The organism is Streptococcus lutetiensis, from assembly GCF_900475675.1.
GTDB lineage: Bacteria > Bacillota > Bacilli > Lactobacillales > Streptococcaceae > Streptococcus > Streptococcus lutetiensis.
The window spans coordinates 367178-388867 of the sequence record NZ_LS483403.1; the positions used below are offsets into that span (position 1 = coordinate 367178).

At 37.4% G+C, this 21690-nt stretch carries 20 protein-coding genes; all 20 read left to right on the plus strand.

The window, feature by feature from the left end:
• The first annotated feature begins 83 nt into the window (after positions 1–83).
• The 20 genes from DQN23_RS02030 to pepC all read left to right on the plus strand — a co-directional run bounded on the left by DQN23_RS02030 (position 84) and on the right by pepC (position 21678).
• Positions 84–341, plus strand: a complete 258-nt coding sequence (locus DQN23_RS02030) for a DUF896 family protein (protein WP_020916277.1) — start codon at positions 84–86, stop codon at positions 339–341.
• Between the two features lie 151 nt (positions 342–492).
• A complete protein-coding gene (gene tkt, locus DQN23_RS02035; protein WP_111712645.1) occupies positions 493–2478 on the plus strand; it encodes a transketolase in 1986 nt (661 codons plus the stop codon).
• 143 nt (positions 2479–2621) lie between these two features.
• The gene (locus DQN23_RS02040) at positions 2622–2915 is read left to right on the plus strand and encodes a bacteriocin immunity protein (protein ID WP_058813668.1); all 294 of its coding nucleotides are present in this window, start codon (positions 2622–2624) and stop codon (positions 2913–2915) included.
• Positions 2916–2937: 22 nt separating this feature from the next.
• Positions 2938–3669: an ABC transporter ATP-binding protein gene (locus DQN23_RS02045; RefSeq protein ID WP_111698281.1), complete on the plus strand. Its 732-nt coding sequence runs from the start codon at positions 2938–2940 to the stop codon at positions 3667–3669.
• 4 nt (positions 3670–3673) lie between these two features.
• Positions 3674–5296: an ABC transporter permease gene (locus tag DQN23_RS02050; RefSeq protein WP_111712646.1), complete on the plus strand. Its 1623-nt coding sequence runs from the start codon at positions 3674–3676 to the stop codon at positions 5294–5296.
• Between the two features lie 119 nt (positions 5297–5415).
• A complete protein-coding gene (gene proB, locus DQN23_RS02055; RefSeq protein WP_020916282.1) occupies positions 5416–6219 on the plus strand; it encodes a glutamate 5-kinase in 804 nt (267 codons plus the stop codon).
• 16 nt (positions 6220–6235) lie between these two features.
• Entirely contained in the window at positions 6236–7486 is a 1251-nt protein-coding gene (locus DQN23_RS02060; protein ID WP_020916283.1) for a glutamate-5-semialdehyde dehydrogenase, read from the plus strand.
• A gap of 110 nt (positions 7487–7596) precedes the next feature.
• Positions 7597–8547, plus strand: coding sequence for a 16S rRNA (cytosine(1402)-N(4))-methyltransferase RsmH (gene rsmH, locus DQN23_RS02065; protein ID WP_043895188.1), 951 nt, complete (start codon positions 7597–7599; stop codon positions 8545–8547).
• Positions 8547–8870: a cell division protein FtsL gene (gene ftsL, locus DQN23_RS02070; protein ID WP_020916285.1), complete on the plus strand. Its 324-nt coding sequence runs from the start codon at positions 8547–8549 to the stop codon at positions 8868–8870. Before rsmH ends, ftsL begins: the two co-directional genes overlap by 1 nt.
• A 3-nt stretch (positions 8871–8873) precedes the next feature.
• A complete protein-coding gene (pbp2x, locus tag DQN23_RS02075; protein WP_020916286.1) occupies positions 8874–11138 on the plus strand; it encodes a penicillin-binding protein PBP2X in 2265 nt (754 codons plus the stop codon).
• A gap of 6 nt (positions 11139–11144) precedes the next feature.
• A complete protein-coding gene (mraY, locus tag DQN23_RS02080; protein WP_020916287.1) occupies positions 11145–12158 on the plus strand; it encodes a phospho-N-acetylmuramoyl-pentapeptide-transferase in 1014 nt (337 codons plus the stop codon).
• 200 nt (positions 12159–12358) lie between these two features.
• Positions 12359–13702, plus strand: a complete 1344-nt coding sequence (locus DQN23_RS02085; protein ID WP_020916288.1) for a DEAD/DEAH box helicase — start codon at positions 12359–12361, stop codon at positions 13700–13702.
• Between the two features lie 192 nt (positions 13703–13894).
• Positions 13895–14722, plus strand: a complete 828-nt coding sequence (locus DQN23_RS02090; protein ID WP_020916289.1) for a transporter substrate-binding domain-containing protein — start codon at positions 13895–13897, stop codon at positions 14720–14722.
• A gap of 14 nt (positions 14723–14736) precedes the next feature.
• Complete coding sequence (locus DQN23_RS02095; RefSeq protein WP_058813673.1) at positions 14737–15540, plus strand: amino acid ABC transporter permease; 804 nt, start codon at positions 14737–14739, stop codon at positions 15538–15540.
• Positions 15540–16283, plus strand: coding sequence for an amino acid ABC transporter ATP-binding protein (locus DQN23_RS02100; protein ID WP_058813674.1), 744 nt, complete (start codon positions 15540–15542; stop codon positions 16281–16283). The genes DQN23_RS02095 and DQN23_RS02100 overlap by 1 nt, the downstream gene beginning before the upstream one ends.
• 82 nt (positions 16284–16365) lie before the next feature.
• Complete coding sequence (locus DQN23_RS02105) at positions 16366–16590, plus strand: DUF4059 family protein (protein WP_020916292.1); 225 nt, start codon at positions 16366–16368, stop codon at positions 16588–16590.
• A gap of 66 nt (positions 16591–16656) precedes the next feature.
• Positions 16657–17571 carry a thioredoxin-disulfide reductase gene (gene trxB, locus DQN23_RS02110; protein WP_020916293.1) on the plus strand — a complete coding sequence of 305 codons (915 nt, stop codon included), beginning with the start codon at positions 16657–16659 and terminating at the stop codon, positions 17569–17571.
• A gap of 247 nt (positions 17572–17818) precedes the next feature.
• A complete protein-coding gene (locus DQN23_RS02115; protein ID WP_043894966.1) occupies positions 17819–19279 on the plus strand; it encodes a nicotinate phosphoribosyltransferase in 1461 nt (486 codons plus the stop codon).
• Entirely contained in the window at positions 19279–20103 is an 825-nt protein-coding gene (gene nadE, locus DQN23_RS02120; protein ID WP_058813675.1) for an ammonia-dependent NAD(+) synthetase, read from the plus strand. Before DQN23_RS02115 ends, nadE begins: the two co-directional genes overlap by 1 nt.
• A 237-nt stretch (positions 20104–20340) precedes the next feature.
• Positions 20341–21678 carry an aminopeptidase C gene (gene pepC, locus DQN23_RS02125; protein ID WP_020916296.1) on the plus strand — a complete coding sequence of 446 codons (1338 nt, stop codon included), beginning with the start codon at positions 20341–20343 and terminating at the stop codon, positions 21676–21678.
• The last annotated feature ends 12 nt before the right edge of the window (positions 21679–21690 follow it).

Sequence of the window (21690 nt, forward strand, 5' to 3'; positions counted from 1 at the left end):
GACCTCTTAGTTTAGAGGTTTTGGTAAATTATAGAAAGGAAATAACGTTTAAACATAATTTAGACGTTAGGTGAGTTTTAGTCATGAATGAAAAAAAGATTCAACGCATTAATGAACTTGCACGCAAGAAAAAAACAGTTGGTTTGACTGGTCCTGAAAAAGTTGAACAAGCTAAATTGCGTAAAGAGTATATTGACGGTTACCGTCATTCATTTCTTCACCACATCGCTGGTATTAAAATCGTCGATGAAGATGGAAATGATGTGACACCAGAAAAACTTCGTCAATTACAACGTGAACGTGGTTTGCACGGTCGTAGTCTTGACGATCCAAATTCATAAGAAAATCGCTCAGCTGTGTTTAGCTGGGCTTTTTTAGAAATTACTTACAAGAAAGCAAATGACAATTTAATTTAAAAAGTCAAGTATTTTATGTTATAATAGAATCCGAACAATAATACTTTAAGTCCTTAAAAACAGAAAGGTTTCACTCATGACATTTGATGCTATTGATCAGTTGGCAGTAAACACTGTCCGTACGCTCTCAATTGATGCCATTCAGGCAGCCAATTCAGGTCACCCAGGCCTTCCAATGGGAGCTGCACCTATGGCTTATGTTCTTTGGAATCATGTAATGAATGTTAATCCAAAGACAAGTCGTTCTTGGTCTAACCGCGACCGTTTCGTATTGTCTGCAGGTCACGGTTCTGCTCTTTTGTATAGCCTACTTCACTTATCAGGCTACGATGTAACAATCGATGACTTGAAGAACTTCCGTCAATGGGGTTCAAAAACACCGGGTCACCCAGAAGTTAACCACACTGATGGTGTAGAAGCAACTACAGGACCTCTTGGTCAAGGTATCGCTAACGCTGTTGGTATGGCAATGGCAGAAGCTCACTTAGCTGCTAAATTTAACAAACCTGGTTTTGATATTGTAGACCACTACACTTATGCTTTGCATGGTGATGGATGCTTGATGGAAGGTGTCAGCCAAGAAGCTGTTAGTCTTGCAGGTCACTTAAAACTTGGTAAATTAGTCCTTCTTTATGATTCAAACGACATCTCACTTGATGGTCCAACATCAAAAGCCTTTACAGAAGATATTAAAGGTAAATTCGAAGCTTACGGTTGGCAACATATCTTGGTAAAAGATGGTAACGACCTTGAAGCTATTGCTAAAGCTATCGAAGAAGCTAAAGCTGAAACAGAAAAACCATCTATCATCGAAGTGAAAACAATCATTGGTTTTGGTGCCGAAAAACAAGGTACATCAGCTGTCCACGGTGCACCTCTTGGTGTTGACGGAATTGCTTACGCTAAAAAAACTTATGGTTGGGAATATCCAGAATTCACAGTTCCAGAAGAAGTTGCAAAACGTTTCGAAGTTGGTATTAAATTCCGTGGTGAAGCTGCTCAAAACGCATGGGAAACTAAATTCCATGAATACGAAGCTGCTTACCCAGACTTAGCTGCTGAATACAAAGCTGCATTTGCTAACAAACCAGTTGACGTAAAACTTGAAGACTTTGAAATCGGAACTAGCCTTGCTAGCCGTTCATCAAGTCAACAAGCTATCCAACAAATCTCAGCACAAGTTCCATCATTCTGGGGTGGTTCAGCTGACCTTTCTGCATCAAATAATACAATGGTCAAAGTAGAATCTGATTTCCAATCAGATAACTATCTTGGTCGCAACATCTGGTTTGGTGTGCGTGAATTTGCCATGGCAGCTGCTATGAATGGTATTGCCCTTCATGGTGGTACTCGTGTTTACGGTGGTACATTCTTCGTATTCTCTAACTACCTACTTCCAGCTGTTCGTATGGCAGCTCTTCAACAATTACCAACTGTTTATGTCATGACTCACGACTCAATCGCCGTTGGTGAAGATGGTCCAACTCACGAACCAGTTGAACAATTGGCTAGTGTTCGTTCTATGCCAAACCTGAACGTTATTCGTCCAGCTGATGGTAACGAAACAAACGCTGCATGGAAACGTGCTCTTGCTGAAACAAACCGTCCAACAATGCTTGTCTTGACTCGTCAAAATCTTCCTGTTCTTGAAGGAACAAAAGAATTGGCAGAAGATGGTGTGAACAAAGGTGCTTACATCCTTTCAGAAGCTAAAGGTGACCTTGACGGTATCCTTATTGCTACTGGTTCTGAAGTGAAATTAGCTCTTGATACTCAAGCTGCTTTGGAAGCTAAAGGTGTTCATGTTCGTGTGGTTTCAATGCCAGCACAAAACATCTTTGACGAACAAGATGCAGCTTACAAAGAAAGCATTCTTCCAGCTAACGTTACAAAACGTTTGGCAATTGAAGCTGGCTCAAGCTTTGGTTGGGGCAAATACGTTGGTCTCCAAGGTAAAACTCTTACAATCGATACTTGGGGAGCTTCTGCACCAGGTGCTAAAATCTTTGAAGAATATGGATTCACAGTTGATAACGCTGTTAGCCTTTTCGAATCTTTATAATCAATTATAAATAATCTAAAATGCCCTTGCTCAGCAAGGGCATTTTTGTTATTTGTTGACAAAAAATGAGATAAACGGTAAGATATTGTAAAAGGTAATTGTGTTAATTTAATAGTACAAAATTAAGGAGAAGGTGAGGTTCGATGGAAGAGCGATGTGGTAAATTGTATAAGGCAATAAAAGTAGCTTTTGAAGATATGAGTGTGCGTCAGAATGTTGAATTGTCTAAAATTTTACTGTCTGCCTCTAATGAAATCATTAAAAGTAATGATGCTGGATTGTCTGCCATGCACTTAGAGCATGAACTAAATCTTTTTTATACTCACAATGATTTTCAATTACCTCGAGGTGTTTTGAATTTGAAAGATTTAACTCACAAATGGGCAGCGGACTATTATGAAAAAAAGGAAGTTTCAAAGTGGATAAAGCCACTTTGAGGATATTTAGGGGGGAAATAAAATGATTCGTTTTGAGCATGTTTCAAAATTATATGGAGATAAGGAAGCACTTAGTGACCTTAATGTAACTATTGAGAACGGTGAGATTTTTGGTCTTATTGGTCACAATGGTGCCGGGAAAACAACGGCTATTAGTATTTTAACCTCAATTATTGAGGCTACTTACGGTGAGGTTTTTGTAGATGATTTGGCTTTGTCAGAACATCATGATGAGATTAAAAAACGTATTGGTTATGTTCCTGACTCACCAGATTTATTTTTGAATTTGACGGCGAGTGAGTACTGGCATTTCTTAGCAAAAATTTATGGTGTGGATGAAGCAAAAGTTGAAGAACGCATTAACCGTCTATCGCACTTATTTGATATTGCTGGGTATGTTGATGAATTGATTGAAAGTTTTTCACATGGTATGCGTCAAAAAGTGATTGTAATCGGAGCTTTGATTTCAAATCCAGATATTTGGATTTTGGATGAACCATTGACAGGACTTGACCCACAAGCAGCTTTTGATTTGAAAAAGATGATGAAAGAGCATGTGCGCAGTGGCAATACAGTGCTTTTCTCAACACATGTTTTGGCAGTTGCTGAACAATTGTGTGACCGCATTGGCATCTTGAAAGAAGGAAAATTGATTTTTGTTGGTTCATTAGAAGAGTTGAAAGCAAATCATCCTGATAAAGATTTAGAAACGATTTACCTAGAACTTGCTAGACGCAAGGTGGAAGAGGGGTGAGTGTATGAACTGGTCAACTGTTAGGGAACTCGTTAAGATTAATATTCTTTACTCAAATCCCCAAACTGTAACGGCGGTTAAACGTAAGCAAGAAAAGAATCCGAGAAAAAATTTTTCAACTTATAAAAGTGTGATTCGTCAGCAAATATTTTTAAGTTTGTTCTTTGCGGTGATTTACATTTTTATGTATGCTAATCTTAATTTTAAGCATTATCCTGGTTACTTTTCTTTTTACACAGCGATTTTCTTTATCATGGCAACCTTGAATGCTTTCTCAGCCATGTATAGTATTTTTTACGAAAGCGATGATGTGAAACTTTATGCTCACTTACCGATTAAATCCAGTGAGCTATATTTAGCAAAAGTGATTTCAAGTTTTGGTATGGGCGTGACGTTTTTGATGCCTTTGTTATCATTATTTTTTATAGCCTATTGGCAAATGGCGGGGCTATTTGTGGCGATTATTGCTACCGTGATTGTTTTTGGGATTCTCTTTACAGCTTCGACAGTATTAGCACTTTATGTGAATAGCTTGGTTGGTGGGGTGATTGTTCGCAGCAATCATCGTAAATTGATTTCAACAGTCTTGATGTCTCTTTCGACGATTGGCGCTGTCGGAACGATTCTTTATATGAATGTTGTCAACAGTAAAAATATAGGAAGTGACAGCTTGACGATTCCTGATCGTCCAATCATTCCTTATTTTAGAGGTTTTTATGACGTGGTTAATGTGCCGTTTAGCTTGGCTGCATTGTTAAACTTCTATTTACCTTTAGTCGTTCTTTTAGGCTTAATGATTGGTTTGGTTAAATGGGCAATGCCAAATTATTACCAAAGTACTTTGTATGCTAGTCCTAAAAAAGCTAAAGCTAAGAAGCAGACGAAAAAAACGTCAAAGAGCTCAGCTTCTTTAACAAATATGATGCTTCATCATCACCTTTCAACGCTTCAAAATGCAACTTTGATCAGTCAGACTTATCTCATGTCACTGATTTATGTGGTGATTTTCTTAACACCAGTTTTGGTAAATGGCATCAATCTTTCTAATATACCAAACGATTATTTCGGAATTTCAATGCTTGTTGGGGTTATTTTGGGAAGTAACTGTGCTACACCATCAACGTTTCTTGGTGTAGGAATTTCACTTGAAAAAGAGAACTATCACTTTATTAAATCACTTCCTTATCCTTTCAAGAAGTTTTTAACTCAGAAATTTCTTGTTTTGGCAGCTCTTCAAGCCTTTGTCCCTGCGATGGTTTATTTGATTGTTGGCGCCTTTCTTTTGAAACTTAAACCACTTTTGATATTTGGCTTTTTACTTGGTTTGCTTATGATGATTAGTATCCAAGGGCAACTGATTTACTGGCGTGATTATAAAAATCTTAATTTGCTTTGGCAAGATGTGACACAACTTTTTAATCGACATTCAGGTCAGTGGCTTGCTTTTGCGATTATGATGGTAGCTTATCTTCTTGGTGGTGGCTTAGCAGTAGGTTTAGTTACTCTTGGTAATATCACACAGCAAATTCTACTGATTAACATGACGCTGGCAATTGTTCTTTTGATTTTAGCAATTGTTGGTCAAGTTTTGATTAGCCACAAATTTTGGAAGAAAATCTCACATTAATTTCTAAAATCTCCTGAAATTAAGATGAGTATTAAGGGTGGTTAAAAAGCTACCGTTTTCTTGATAAAAGATGATAAAAAACAGTTCCTCGGACTGTTTTTTTAGTGTATAATAAGCATATGACACGTAATTTTGAATCAGTAAAACGAATTGTTATAAAAATCGGGACAAGTTCGCTTGTCATGCCAAATGGCAAAATTAATCTTGAAAAAATCGATCAGCTAGCTTTTGTCATCTCTAGTTTGATGAACAAGGGATTAGAAGTTGTTTTGGTATCATCTGGTGCCATGGGATTTGGTCTTAATGTCTTAAACATGGACAAACGTCCGACAGAAATTGCACGACAACAGGCTGTATCAAGTGTCGGTCAGGTGGCCATGATGAGCCTTTATTCGCAAATCTTTTCACACTATCAGACAGAAGTTAGTCAGCTTTTGATTACACGTGATGTTATTGAGTATCCAGAAAGTTTGGCAAACTTCACCAACGCTTTTGAAACTCTTCTTTCAATGGGAATTGTTCCAATCGTTAATGAAAATGATGCTATCAGTGTTGATGAAATGGATCATGCCACAAAATTCGGAGATAATGACCGTTTGTCAGCCATTGTAGCTAAAGTGACTAAAGCTGATTTGCTAATCATGTTGTCAGATATTGATGGCCTTTATGATAAAAATCCAAATGTTTATGAAGATGCTAAACTTCGTGAACATGTTAGTGAAATCACTGATGAAATCATTAAGTCAGCTGGCGGTGCTGGTAGCAAATTTGGTACAGGTGGCATGCTTAGCAAGATTAAGAGTGCCCAAATGATTTTTGACAATAATAGTCAAATGATTTTGATGAATGGAGCTAATCCACGAGATATTTTATGTGCCCTTGAAGGAGCTAATATTGGAACGTGGTTTTCACAATCTAAGTAATAAAGGAGGTCTTGAAATGGGCTATATTGATGAACTAGGGAAAAATGCAAAAATCGCTTCTCAAAGTTTGGTAAAACTTGGAACAGCAGAGAAAAATCGAATCTTGAATCTAGTTGCTAAGGCTTTACTAGACGAAACAGATTTTATCTTGCAAGAAAATGTGCGAGATGTTGAAAAAGCACAAGAAAATGGCATTTCACCGGTTATGCTTGACCGTTTGCGTCTCGATGCAAAACGCATTGAAGGCATTGTGGAAGGAGTTCGTCAAGTAGCTGATTTACAAGACCCGATTGGTCAAGTCGTTCGTGGATACACTAATCTTGATGGTCTAAAAATTGTGCAAAAGCGTGTGCCTCTCGGTGTGATTGCTATGATTTTTGAAAGTCGTCCAAATGTTTCAGTCGATGCTTTCAGCTTAGCTTTTAAAACAAGTAATGCCATTATTTTACGTGGTGGGCGCGATGCAATTCATTCAAATACTGCGCTTGTAACAGTTATTCGTAAGGCTCTTGCTAAAGCAGGTCTTAATAAAAATGTTGTTCAGCTTGTTGAGGATATAAGCCATGCGGTTGCTGAAGAATTGATGCAGGCTGTTGATTATGTCGATGTTCTTATCCCACGCGGAGGAGCTCGTCTTATTCAGACTGTCAAAGAAAAATCTAAAGTTCCAGTCATTGAAACTGGTGTTGGTAATTGTCATATTTTTGTTGACGAAACAGCTGATTTGGAGATGGCGACTAAGATTGTCATCAATGCCAAAACACAACGTCCAAGTGTGTGTAATGCAGCTGAGAGTCTTGTAGTTCATGAAAAAATTGCAGAGCAGTTCTTACCTCAATTAGAAGCAGCTATTAACAAGGTTCATCCAGTGGAATTCCGTGCAGACCAAAAAGCGCTAGCTATTTTTAAAGATGCAAAAGCAGCAAGTGAGAAAGACTTTGCGACTGAATACAACGATTACATCATGTCTGTTAATATGGTATCTTCACTTGATGAAGCTATTGATTGGGTAAATCGTTATACAACGCATCATTCTGAAGCAATTGTGACAAAAGACCTTGAGCATGCCGAACGCTTCCAAGATGAAGTGGATGCAGCAGCGGTTTATGTGAATGCCTCAACACGATTTACAGATGGATTTGTCTTTGGCTTGGGAGCAGAAATTGGAATTTCTACCCAAAAAATGCATGCGCGTGGTCCAATGGGCTTAGAAGCATTAACAAGTACAAAATTTTACATTAATGGTAAAGGACAAATCAGAGAATAATATTTTTCAGATGAGTAAGTACCAAGTGTCTCAAATACGGGATGTTTGGTTTTTCTTTTTATCTCCATCTTTTAAGGAAGAATCTTTCTATTTGTGTTATAATGAAAGGTATGACAAAAGACTTTCATCACATTACTGTACTTCTACACGAAACCGTTGATATGCTTGATATCAAGCCAGATGGAATCTATGTAGATGCAACGCTTGGAGGAGCAGGACACAGTGAATATCTTCTCTCTAAGCTTGGGCCGAATGGTCACCTTTACGCTTTTGATCAAGACCAAACGGCTATTGATAATGCACAAATTAGATTAAAAGATTATATTGAAAAAGGACAAGTCACTTTTATCAAGGACAATTTCCGTAATCTTGCTTCAAATTTAGCTATGCATGGAGTGACTGAGATTGACGGTATTTTATACGACCTTGGGGTGTCTAGTCCGCAGTTAGATGAGCGCGAACGTGGATTTTCATATAAGAAAGACGCGCCGCTCGATATGCGTATGAATCGTGAGCAAGATTTGACAGCTTATGATGTGGTAAATACATACGACTACCATGATTTAGTGCGCATTTTTTACAAATACGGTGAGGACAAATTTTCTAAGCAAATTGCTCGCAAAATTGAGCAGGCTAGACAAGTTAAACCGATTGAAACAACAGCTGAATTAGCAGAAATTATTAAATCAGCTAAGCCTGCTAAAGAACTTAAGAAGAAAGGTCATCCAGCTAAGCAGATTTTCCAAGCTATTCGAATCGAAGTTAATGACGAGCTTGGGGCAGCTGATGAGTCTATCCAACAAGCTATTGATTTGTTAGCAGTGGATGGTCGTATTTCTGTAATTACCTTCCATTCTCTTGAGGATCGTTTGACAAAACAATTGTTCAAAGAAGCGTCAACAGTTGAGGTTCCAAAAGGTTTGCCATTTATTCCAGATGACATGCAACCAAAACTTGCTTTAGTCAATCGCAAACCAATTTTGCCTAGTCAAGAAGAATTAGAAGCCAACAATCGTTCACATTCTGCCAAGCTACGTGTGGCTAGAAAGGTTCGTAAGTAATGACTGAAAAACACCGTAATGAAGCCATTGCTAATGCTTTAAAACGTCGTATTCGAGAATTTTCGCGCGTTGAAAAAGCTTTTTATGGCTCAATTATCATAACGGCTATTACCATGGCTGTTAGTATTATTTATCTGCAAAGTCGAAATCTTCAAGTACAGCAGCAAATTACCGACTTAAATAGTCAAATTACTGAGGTACAGACAGATTATGACAACGCTAAACAAGAGGTCAATGAGCTTTCAAGCCGTGACCGTGTTGAGCAAATCGCACAGAATGCAGGCTTAACAAGTCAGCAAGATAATATTAAACAGGTGGAGTAGTCTATGAAAAAATTAATGAATCGTTTTTTAGACTATGTAGTGAAGGACAGACGCACACCCGATAAGAATCGCGAGCGTGTTGGTCAGAATCTTATGATTCTGGCAGTCTTCCTTTTCTTTGTGTTTATTATCAATTTTGCTATTATTGTTGGGACAGATACAAAATTTGGTCATAATTTATCAAGCGAAGCATCAGATGTTTATCAGCAAACTGTGACTGTACAAGCAAAGCGTGGAACGATTTATGACCGAAATGGAGTTGCTCTTGCTGAAGATTCAACAACATATAGTGTTTATGCTATTATTTCGAAATCTTATGTGTCAACAACTGGTGAAAAACTCTACGTTAAAAAATCTCAATATGATAAAGTTGCTGAGATTTTGAATGCCCAAATCGGTATTGATAAAGACGAAGTCTTAAAACAATTGAATCAAAGTGGGCTTTTCCAAGTGTCATTTGGAAGTTCAGGGTCTGGTTTATCATACAGTAAGAAATCAGAAATTGAAACAGCTATGAAGGACGCTGGAATTAAAGGAATTGGATTTGAATCAACACCTGGACGTATGTATCCAAATGGTGTCTTTGCTTCGCAATTCTTAGGACTTGCCCAACTAAAAGAAAATAAAGATGGTAAAACATCAAGTCTTGTCGGGACATCAGGTTTAGAAGCCTCATTAAATGATGTCCTATCAGGGACAGACGGAAAAGTAACATACCAAAAAGATAAAAATGGTAACTTGTTACTCGGTACAGAAACAACTGTTAAACGAGCTATTGACGGAAAAGATGTCTACACAACACTTTCTGAACCATTGCAATCTTATCTTGAGTCACAAATGGATATTTTCCAAAATGATGCTCAAGGTAAATACGCTAGTGCGACAGTGATTAATGCTAAAACAGGTGAAATCTTAGCAACCACACAACGTCCAACTTACAATGCACAGACAATGGAAGGTTACAATGAAGATAACCTTAAAACATGGAATACCCTTCTATATCAAAGTTATTATGAACCAGGATCAACCATGAAAGTAATGACACTTGCCTCAGCTATCGATGATGGTGTTTTTACGCCAAATGAAGTGATTTCAACAATCAATGGTATTACAGTTGCTGATACGAAAATCAATGACTGGAACGTCAATGAGGGTAATACTTCGGTTCAGTATATGACGTACGCTCAAGGGTTTGCTTGGTCAAGTAACGTTGCCATGACAAGTCTTGAACAAAAGATGGGTAACGATAAGTGGCTAAACTACTTGTCTAAGTTTAAATTTGGTTATCCAACACGTTTTGGAATGGTCAATGAAGGTAGCGGTTTGTTGCCATCAGACAATGAAGTAACCATTGCTATGAGTGCTTTCGGTCAAGGTATTGGTGTGACACAAATTCAAATGCTTCGTGCTTTTTCTGCGATTTCTAATAAAGGGGTTATGCTTGAACCACAATTTATTAGTCAAATCTACGACCCAAATAATAATACAGCCCGTAAAGCATCAGCTGAAGTCTCTGGTAAACCGGTCTCAGAAAATGCTGCCAACCAAACACTTGATTACATGGTAACGGTTGGTACAGATTCACAGTATGGTACCTTGTATGATAGCACAGAAGGGGCACCGGTTATTCAAGTCGGTGATTATTCAGTTGCTGTCAAATCTGGTACAGCCCAAATTGCCGCATCTGCGGAAGAGGGCGGAGGATATTTGACTGGTGATAATGACTATATCAACTCAGTTGTTGCTATGGTGCCATCAGATGATCCTGACTTTATCATGTATGTTACCCTTCAACAACCAACAACGACTTTCAAACGTTCTTTCTGGAAAGACGTGGTTAATCCTGTTCTTGAACGTGCTATGATGATTAAGGATACTTTGGCAAGTACAGCCGTGACTGGTACAGATACAGAAACTAAATACCAATTGAAAGATTACATCGGAAAAACACCTGGTGACACTGCTCAGGAACTTCGTAATAATCTTGTTCAACCAGTTGTTGTTGGGTCAGGTAGCAAAATCAAGAAAATGTCTAAAAAAGTCGGTAGTAACCTTTCACAAAATGAACAAGTGCTACTTTGGACAGGAAAATTAAAAACAATGCCAGATATGTATGGCTGGACGAAAGAAAATGTTGAAAAATTTGCGAAGTGGACTGGAATCGAAGTAACCATTAAAGGCTCTGGTTCAAAAGTCACTAAGCAAAGTGTTGATACCGGAAAAGATATTGACAAAGTCAAAAAAATTAAAATTACTCTAGGAGACTAAACTAAAATGTTTTTAAGTTTAATTGCAGGTATTGTCGCCTTTGCCTTGACAGTATTTGCTATGCCGCATTTTATTCGTATTTATCAATTGAAAAAAATCGGTGGGCAACAAATGCACGAGGATGTCAAACAACATTTGACTAAAGCTGGAACACCAACAATGGGTGGGACAGTCTTTCTAACAGTTGCCATTCTTGTTAGTCTTGTCTTTAGTTTCTTTATCGAAAGACAAGCTGGTGCTTCAATGGGAGCAACTGTAGGAATTTTAATGGTTCTTTTGATTTATGGAATTGTTGGATTCCTTGATGATTTCTTGAAAATCTTTAAACAGATCAATGAAGGTTTGACACCTTGGCAAAAAATGAGTTTGCAAATTATTGGTGGTTTGATTTTCTATTTTGTTCACGTGCGTCCAAGTGGAACAGATGATTTGAATGTCTTTGGATTTGATTTACATCTAGGTGTTTTTTATGTTCTCTTTGTTCTTTTCTGGATTGTTGGATTTTCAAATGCAGTTAACTTGACTGATGGGATTGATGGTTTAGCTTCAATCTCAGTAGCTATTAGTTTAGCAGCTTATGGCGTTATCGCAATTGTTCAAAAACAATTTGATGTACTTTTGATTATTGTCACTATGATTGGTGCTTTGTTTGGTTTCTTTGTTTTCAATCACAAACCAGCTAAGATCTTCATGGGTGATGTGGGAAGCTTGGCATTGGGTGCGATGCTTGCTGCAATTTCAATTGCCCTTCGTCAAGAATGGACATTGCTAATCATTGGATTTGTTTACGTTTTTGAAACAGCTTCAGTAATGCTTCAAGTATCTTACTTCAAATACACTAAGAAAAAATATGGTGAAGGTCGTCGTATCTTCCGTATGACACCATTCCATCATCATTTGGAGCTTGGTGGTTTGTCTGGAAAATCAGAAAAATGGTCTGAATGGAAAGTTGATGCTTTCTTGTGGAGCGTTGGGGCTATCGCAAGCATCCTCACATTGATTTTCCTTTATGTCTTATAATAAGGAAAGCGAGTTGAGAAATTCTCAGCTCGTTTTTTTAGTTGTTAAAGCGCATAGTGCTTTGCTTTAATCCCCCTTTTAATGATATAATAAAAAGGAATGAAAAAATTCGCCTAGCTATGTTAGCTAGGGATGAAACGATAAACAGATATAGAGAAATTTCAAGTGAAACTTGATGAGATAAGAAATTGAGGTAAAACATGTCTTTTAACGATTTTAATTTTAAGCCCTACATCCGTGAGGCACTCGCAGAGCTTAAATTCAAAAATCCGACAGAAGTGCAACAAAAATTAATTCCCGTTGTACGTTCAGGTCGTGATCTGGTAGGTGAATCAAAAACTGGTTCAGGGAAAACACACACTTTCTTGCTACCAATCTTTGAAAAATTGGATGAAACAAGCGACAACGTCCAAGTTGTTATCACAGCACCAAGCCGTGAATTGGTAACACAAATCTATCAAGCTACAAAACAAATTGCAGATAAATCTGAAACAGAAATTCGTGTAGCAAATTATGTTGGTGGGACAGATAAACTTCGTCAAATTGAAAAACTAAAATCATCTCAACCACATATCGTCATCGGAACACCTGGTCGTATCTATGATTTGGTTAAATCTGGCAACCTTGAAATCCACAAGGCACACACTTTTGTAGTTGATGAAGCTGACATGACGCTTGATATGGGATTTCTTGATACGGTTGATAAGATTGCTAGCACATTGCCAAAAGATGTTCAAATTTTGGTCTTCTCAGCAACTATTCCACAAAAATTGCAACCGTTCTTGAAGAAATATTTGGCAAATCCTGTCATGGAAAAAATCAAGACAACAACAGTTATCGCAGATACCATCGATAACTGGTTGGTATCCACTAAGGGCCGTGATAAAAATGCTCAAATTTTGGAAATCACAAAAGCTCTTAACCCATATCTTGCTATGATTTTTGTGAACACCAAAGAACGTGCAGATGAATTGCACAGCTATCTTGTGTCAAATGGTTTGAAAGTCGCTAAAATCCATGGTGGTATTCCACCACGTGAACGTAAACGTACGATGAATCAAATCAAAAAATTGTCTTACGAATACATCGTGGCAACAGATTTGGCAGCGCGTGGGATTGATATTGAAGGGGTTAGTCACGTTATCAACGATGCGATTCCGCAAGATTTGTCATTCTTTGTTCACCGTGTTGGGCGTACAGGTCGTAATGGTTTGAATGGTATTGCCATCACGCTTTACCAACCAAGTGATGATTCAGATATTCGTGAACTTGAAAAATTGGGTATCAAATTCGTACCGAAAATGCTCAAAAATGGTGAATTCCAAGATACTTACGATCGTGATCGTCGTGCCAATCGTGAAAAATCATATCAAAAACTTGATACTGAGATGATTGGTTTGGTTAAGAAGAAAAAGAAAAAAATCAAACCTGGTTACAAGAAAAAAATTCAATGGAAAGTTGACGAAAAACGTAAACGTGAACGCCGTGCCGCTAATCGTGCTAAAGGCCGTGCAGAACGTAAAGCAAGAAAACAAACTTTCTAATATCAAAAGTAGTCTGAAATAAAAGTTTCAGGCTTTTTTTAGGTCCAAATAAAATGCATAGAATACTGTGTCAAGAATTTAGCCTGGTTTCCTGATAGTTTTTCCCTATCAGGACTATAGAAAATATATATTAGGCAGGCGCCTTTAAGTTTGGTAGACTGTAACAAAGATGATTAGAAAAGAGGAAGAGAGATGAAAAAGACAAATATTTTGACAGTAGCCTTTTTAGCGGTAGTTACTTTGGTGCTTTCGGCTTGCTCAACTCAAACGCAATCTGGTGTTAAAAAGGTCATTAAAGTGGCGACTGATTCAGACACAGCACCATTTACTTATAAGGAAAATAAAGCCTTTAAAGGTTATGATATCGGTGTGGTAAAAGCTATTTTCAAGGACTCAAAGGAATACAAAGTGGAGTTTGTGACAACAGCTTTTGATTCTATTTTGACGGGTGTGGATGCAGACCGCTATCAAATTGCGGCAAATGATTTTAATTACAATGAAGAGCGTTCACAAAAATACCTTTTCTCAGATCCAATTTCACACTCAAATTATGCGATTACGAGTGCTAAAGGGACAAGCTATGATAGTTTAGATGATTTATCAGGTAAAAAAACAGAAGTCATTTCAGGGTCAAATTACGCGCAAGTTTTGGAAAAATGGAACAAGAATAATCCAGATAAAGAACCGATTGAAATCAAGTATGCTGCAAGCTCAACTGGTTTAACGACACGTGTTCAACACATTGAAAATGGAACGATTGATTTTATTCTTTACGATGCCATTTCATCAAATTATTTGATTGAAGACCAAGGCTTTAATTTAACAGTAACTAATGTTAAAGGTAAAGTTGGTGGTGAAAATGATGGGTTAGAATACCTTTTGTTTGCTGATACTAGTGATGGTAAAGCATTACAAAAATTTGTTAATAAGCGTTTAAAAAGCTTAAAAGAAGACGGAACATTAGCTGAATTAAGTCAAACTTACTTTGGTGGAGATTTTGTCTCATCTGTTAAATCTTAAAAGAAGGAGTATTCATGTCTTTTACAATACTTGCAACTGGCTTATCTTGGTATGATAAGTTAGTTGAAAAAATACCTGAGGGTCGGCTCTTTAGCTGGCGTGCGGTTTTTGATGCCATTCCTGATTTGCTGGAACATTTGCCGACAACTCTTGGATTGACTTTAGCAGGTGCTTTCTTTGGTTTGATTTTAGCTTTAGTCTTTGCTATTGTGAAAATCAATCGTCCTAAAGTTTTGTATCCTATTCAAGCTGTTTTTGTCAGTTTTTTACGTGGAACACCGATTTTGGTTCAGTTGATGCTGACTTATTACGGCATTCCACTCTTTTTAAAATTTCTTAAACTAAAATACGGATTTGACTTGAATATTAATGCCATTCCTGCCTCAGTCTTTGCAGTGACAGCTTTTGCTTTTAATGAAGCTGCCTACACCAGTGAGACCATTCGTGCGGCCATTCAAGCTGTAAATGTTGGCGAAATCGAAGCTGCGCGTAGTCTTGGAATGACTTCGTTTCAAGTTTATCGCCGTGTGATTATTCCAAATGCTGCAGTGATTGCCACACCAACTTTGATTAATAGTTTAATTGGCTTAACAAAAGGAACATCACTAGCCTTTAATGCTGGAATTGTTGAAATGTTTGCCCAAGCACAGATTTTAGGTGGGTCAGATTATCGTTACTTTGAACGATATATTTCGGTCGCTCTAGTTTACTGGATTATCAGTATTATTATCGAACAAATTGGACGTTTAATTGAAAAGAAAATGGCTATTGAAACTCCCAAAATAAGCCAAGATACGATAACAGGAGACATTCGCTAATGATTAAGATTACAAATTTAACAAAAGCATTCTCTGGTCAAAAGGTTCTAGATGGTTTAAATGTGACTATTAAAAAGGGTGAAGTCTTAGCTCTTGTTGGGGCATCTGGAGCGGGAAAATCAACGTTTTTACGTAGCTTGAATTATTTAGAGCAATCAGATTATGGTAGCATTGCTATCGATAATTTCAAAGTTGATTTTCAAAATATCACTAAAGAAGAAGTGCTTGAACTCCGTCGAAAACTGGCCATGGTTTTTCAGCAATTTAACCTTTTTGAACGCCGTACCGCACTTGAAAATGTCAAAGAAGGCTTAAAGATTGTCAAAAAACTATCAGATGAAGAGGCGACTAAGATTGCTAAAGAAGAATTAGCTAAAGTTGGCTTGTCTGATCGTGAGAATCATTATCCAAAACATTTATCTGGGGGTCAAAAACAGCGTGTAGCCTTAGCGCGAGCTCTTGCCATGAAACCTGATATTCTTCTTTTAGATGAACCTACTTCTGCCCTTGATCCAGAGTTGGTTGGAGAAGTGGAAAAATCAATTGCAGATGCTGCAAAAGCAGGACAAACCATGATTTTGGTGAGCCATGATATGAATTTTGTTTATCAAGTGGCTGATAAAGTTCTCTTTTTGGACAAGGGACGCATTCTTGAAGCTGGTCGACCGGAAGAGATTTTTAAACATCCCAAAGAAGCAAGAACCAAAGAATTCTTTGCAAATTATGCAAAAACGTATATTTAAAGACACAGATTTGATATAATAAGAGCTGAAAGTTTTTTTCAGCTTTTTTAGAGCAAAATAGAATACGAGTGCAAGGTGAAATATGTTTTTAGAAATTTTTAGTCTCTATATTCAGGGATTATTTTTATCAATTATCAGTATTTTTTTAGTTGGTGTTTTTTGGAATTTTTGGCGAGCTAGACGCAAATATGATAAAACAGCCAAAGAACGCCAAGCTTTTTTGTATGATATTTTGATGATATCTATTATGGTTATTCCAGTTCTTTCTTTTGCTTTTATGGCCATTTTATTGATGTTTAAAGCATAATAATTGTGTTTTAGAGATGAGCTTGATAGAATAGAAAAATAATTGATAAAACGAGGTAAAAAATACATGTACGATACATTAATTATTGGTTCAGGTCCTGCAGGGATGACTGCTGGGCTTTATGCCGCACGTGCTAACTTGAAAGTTGGTATTATTGAACAAGGTGCTCCTGGTGGGCAAATGAATAATACATCAGAAATTGAAAACTACCCAGGTTACGATCACATTTCTGGACCAGAATTGTCGATGAAAATGCACGCACCGCTTGAAAAATTTGGTGTTGAAAATATTTATGGTATCGTCAAAAGCATTGAAGATGCTGGCGATGTTAAACGCGTCATCACTGAAGATGCTACTTATGAAGCTAAGACAATTATTTTGGCGACTGGTGCTAAGAACCGTGCCCTTGGCGTAGCTGGTGAAGAAGAGTATACAAGCCGCGGGGTGTCATACTGTGCAGTTTGTGATGGAGCTTTCTTCCGTAACCAAGACTTATTAGTTATCGGTGGTGGTGACTCAGCTGTTGAAGAAGCTGGTTATCTAACACAATTTGCAAAATCAGTAACAATTATTCACCGTCGTGATGAATTGCGCGCTCAAAAGATTTTGCAAGACCGTGCCTTTGCTAACGAGAAAATCAATTTCATCTGGGATTCTGTTGTAAAAGAAATCAAAGGAAATGATATCAAGGTTTCAGGTGTTGTTGTGGAAAATGTTAAAACTGGTGAAATCAGTGAACATGAGTTTGGTGGTATTTTCATCTACGTTGGTGTTGACCCAGTTTCAAAAATGATTGAAGGACTTGGTATTACAGATGAGGCTGGTTGGGTTATTACAGATGACCACATGAAGACAGCTATTCCAGGTATCTTTGCTATCGGTGATGTGCGTAAGAAAGAACTCCGTCAAATCACAACAGCAGTTGGTGATGGCGCTATTGCTGGACAAGGTGTTTACCAATATATCGAAAATATGAAATAACAGAAAACCGAGATTCCCTCTCGGTTTTTTAGTGGCTAAAAAGGTAGAAAAATTGTGAAAAAACTTTTCTGAAAGTCAGATTTTTTTCAAATCTTTGCGCAAAACCTCACAAAGTTTTAGCCAGTCTCTCGTAATTGTGCTATAATATGGGGGATAATTAATCTTTTGACAGATGCTAGCAAAGGTTGGTAAAACCAGATGTGATAAGACTAGTATTGGGTCGATACTTTTAAAAAGGGGATACCACATGTATCAAGATGATAGTTTAACTCTCCACACAGATTTGTATCAAATTAACATGATGCAGGTTTATTTCGATAAAGGCATTCACAACCGCAAAGCGGTCTTTGAAGTCTTTTTCCGTAAAGAACCATTTTCAAATGGCTATGCTGTTTTTGCTGGTTTGCAACGTATGGTTGAATACCTTAAAAACCTTCGTTTTACAGAAACAGATATTACTTACTTAGAAGATTTAGGTTATCCAGCTGACTTCATCGCTTATTTGAAAGATTTTAAATTAGAATTAACCATTCGTTCAGCTCAAGAAGGTGACCTTGTTTTCGCTAATGAACCAATCGTCCAAGTGGAAGGACCTTTGGCACAATGTCAATTGGTTGAAACAGCTTTGCTTAACATCGTAAACTTCCAAACATTGATTGCCACAAAAGCTGCTCGTATCCGCTCAGTTATTAATGATGAACCATTGCTAGAATTTGGTAGCCGTCGTGCCCAAGAAATGGATGCAGCAATTTGGGGAACACGTGCTGCTGTAATCGGTGGTGCTAATGCTACATCAAATGTTCGTGCTGGTAAAATGTTTGATATTCCAGTGTCAGGAACACATGCACACGCTCTTGTTCAAGCTTACGGTGATGACTACGAAGCATTCATGGCTTACGCAGGCACTCACAAAGATTGCGTCTTTTTGGTTGATACTTATGATACACTTCGTTTGGGTGTTCCAGCAGCTATTCGTGTAGCCAATGAACTTGGTGACAAGATTAACTTTCTTGGAGTTCGTATTGACTCTGGTGATATGGCTTACTTGTCTAAAAAAATCCGCGAACAATTGGATGCTGCAGGTTACCCAGATGCTAAAATCTACGCTTCAAATGATTTGGATGAAAATACCATTCTTAACCTTAAGATGCAAAAAGCCAAAATTGACGTTTGGGGTGTTGGTACAAAACTTATCACAGCTTATGACCAACCAGCTCTTGGTGCTGTTTACAAAATTGTCTCAATCGAAGATGAAAATGGTGTGATGCAAGATACAATCAAGTTGTCAAATAACGCTGAAAAAGTGTCTACACCAGGTAAAAAACAAGTTTGGCGCATCACAAGTCGCGAAAGAAATAAAACAGAAGGTGATTACATCACTTTCACTGATACAGACGTTAACCAACTTGATGAAGTTTACATGTTCCACCCAACATACACTTACATCAATAAAACAGTAAAAGATTTTGAAGCTGTTCCTCTTCTTGTTGATATCTTTGATAAAGGTGAATTGGTTTACCATTTACCAACACTTGCTGAAATCCAAGATTATGCCCGCAAAGAATACGACAAACTTTGGGACGAATACAAACGTCTACTTAACCCACAAGATTATCCAGTTGATTTGTCACAAGAAGTTTGGCAAAACAAAATGGATCTTATCGACCGTATTCGCAAAGAAGCTCAACAAAAAGGAGAAGTGAAGTAATGACATTACAAGAAAAAATCATTGCAGAATTAGGTGTTAAACCAAGTATTGATCCTAAAGAAGAAATTCGTGTATCTGTTGATTTCTTAAAAGCTTACATGAAAAAACACTATTTCTTGAAATCTTATGTGCTTGGTATTTCTGGTGGTCAAGATTCAAGCTTGGCAGGACGTTTAGCACAAATCGCTATGGAAGAATTGCGTGTTGAAACTGGTGATGACAGCTACAAATTCATCGCAGTTCGTTTGCCATACGGTGTTCAAGCTGATGAAGAAGATGCACAACGTGCACTTAAATTCATCAAACCAGATGTTAGCATTGCTGTAAACATCAAAGAAGCGGTTGATGGCCAAGTTCATGAACTTGAAAAAGCTGGTATTGACGTTTCTGACTTTAACAAAGGTAACATCAAAGCTCGTCAACGTATGATTACTCAATATGCTGTAGCAGGTGCAAATAGCGGTGCTGTTATCGGTACTGACCATGCTGCAGAAAATATCACTGGATTCTTTACAAAATTTGGTGATGGTGGTGCTGACGTAATTCCACTTTACCGCCTTAACAAACGTCAAGGTAAACAATTATTGGCAGAACTTGGTGCTGATCCAGCTATCTACGAAAAAATTCCAACAGCTGACTTAGAAGAAAACCGTCCAGGTATCGCTGATGAAGTAGCACTAGGTGTTACTTACAACGATATCGATGATTATCTTGAAGGTAAAACAGTTTCAGCAGAAGCACAAGCTAAAATCGAAAACTGGTGGAATAAAACAGAACACAAACGTCACTTGCCAATCACAGTATTTGACGATTTCTGGAAATAAATTTCAAAATCAAAAGCCCTATTTGGGCTTTTTTGTTTGGTTTTGGTATTACTGTTTGAAAATTCTGACACGTATTATTATGAAAGTTTACATATTTTTTTGAAAGTTTCAAAAAGTTCTACAATTTCTCTTGAAAAATGCTTAATAAGCGCTATAATGGTTATTAGTTAAGTTAAGTTAAGTTAGGTTAAGTCAGAAAATATTACATGAAAACTTAGCCACATTATAGGAGGAATTATGTCAGAATTATCATCAACATTTACTGATAAGCTATTTGCTGATTTTCAAGCTGATAGCAAATTATGTGCTGTTGAAAATGCTGTAACTCACAATGGATTGTTAAAATCACTTGAAACACGTCAAAGTGAAATGGAAAATGGCCATGCTTTTTCAATTGATTTAACAAAAGATAAAGTTGCCAACCAAAAAGCATCAGGTCGTTGCTGGATGTTCGCAGCTCTTAACACTTTCCGTCATAAAATGATTTCAGACCTTAACTTGGAAGACTTTGAGCTTTCTCAAGCACACACATTTTTCTGGGATAAATACGAAAAATCAAACTGGTTCTTAGAACAAGTGATTGCGACTGCTGACCAAGAACTTGGTAGCCGTAAAGTAAAATTCTTACTTGATGTTCCACAACAAGACGGTGGTCAATGGGATATGGTTGTTGCACTTTTTGAAAAATACGGTGTTGTACCAAAAGTAGCATACCCAGAATCAATTTCATCAAGCAATAGCCGTGAATTGAATCAATACCTTAACAAACTATTGCGTCAAGATGCTCAAATTTTGCGTGAAGCTATTGCAGCGGGTGCAGATGAAAAAGCTGTTCAAGCTAAAAAAGAAGAACTTCTTCAAGAAGTCTTCAATTTCTTAGCTATTAATCTTGGATTGCCACCACGTACATTTGATTTTGCTTACCGTGATAAAGATAATAGCTATCATTCAGATAAAAATATCACACCACAAGAATTCTTCAAAAAATACGTTGGTTTAGATCTTTCTGAATACGTATCAGTTATCAATGCTCCAACAGCTGATAAACCTTATGGTAAATCATATACAGTTGAAATGCTTGGTAACGTTGTTGGTAGCCGTGACGTTCGCTACATCAACCTTGATATGGAACGTTTCAAAGAATTGGCTATCGCCCAAATGCAAGCTGGTGAAACAGTTTGGTTTGGTTCTGATGTTGGTCAGATTTCAGATCGTCAAAAAGGTATCATGGCAACAAATGTTTATGATTTTGATACTGCAATGGATATCAATTTCATACAAGACAAAGCTGGACGTCTTGATTACAGCGAAAGCTTGATGACACATGCTATGGTTCTTACAGGTGTTGACTTGGATGAAAACGGCAAATCTCTTAAATGGAAAGTCGAAAATTCATGGGGAGATAAAGTTGGTAATAAAGGTTACTTTGTTGCTTCTGATGCTTGGATGGATGAATTCACATACCAAATCGTGGTACGTAAAGAATTCTTGACAGCAGAAGAACGTGCAGCTTATGAAGCTGAACCAATCATTCTTGCACCATGGGATCCAATGGGAGCACTTGCAAGTAAATAAAACAAAAAGTAT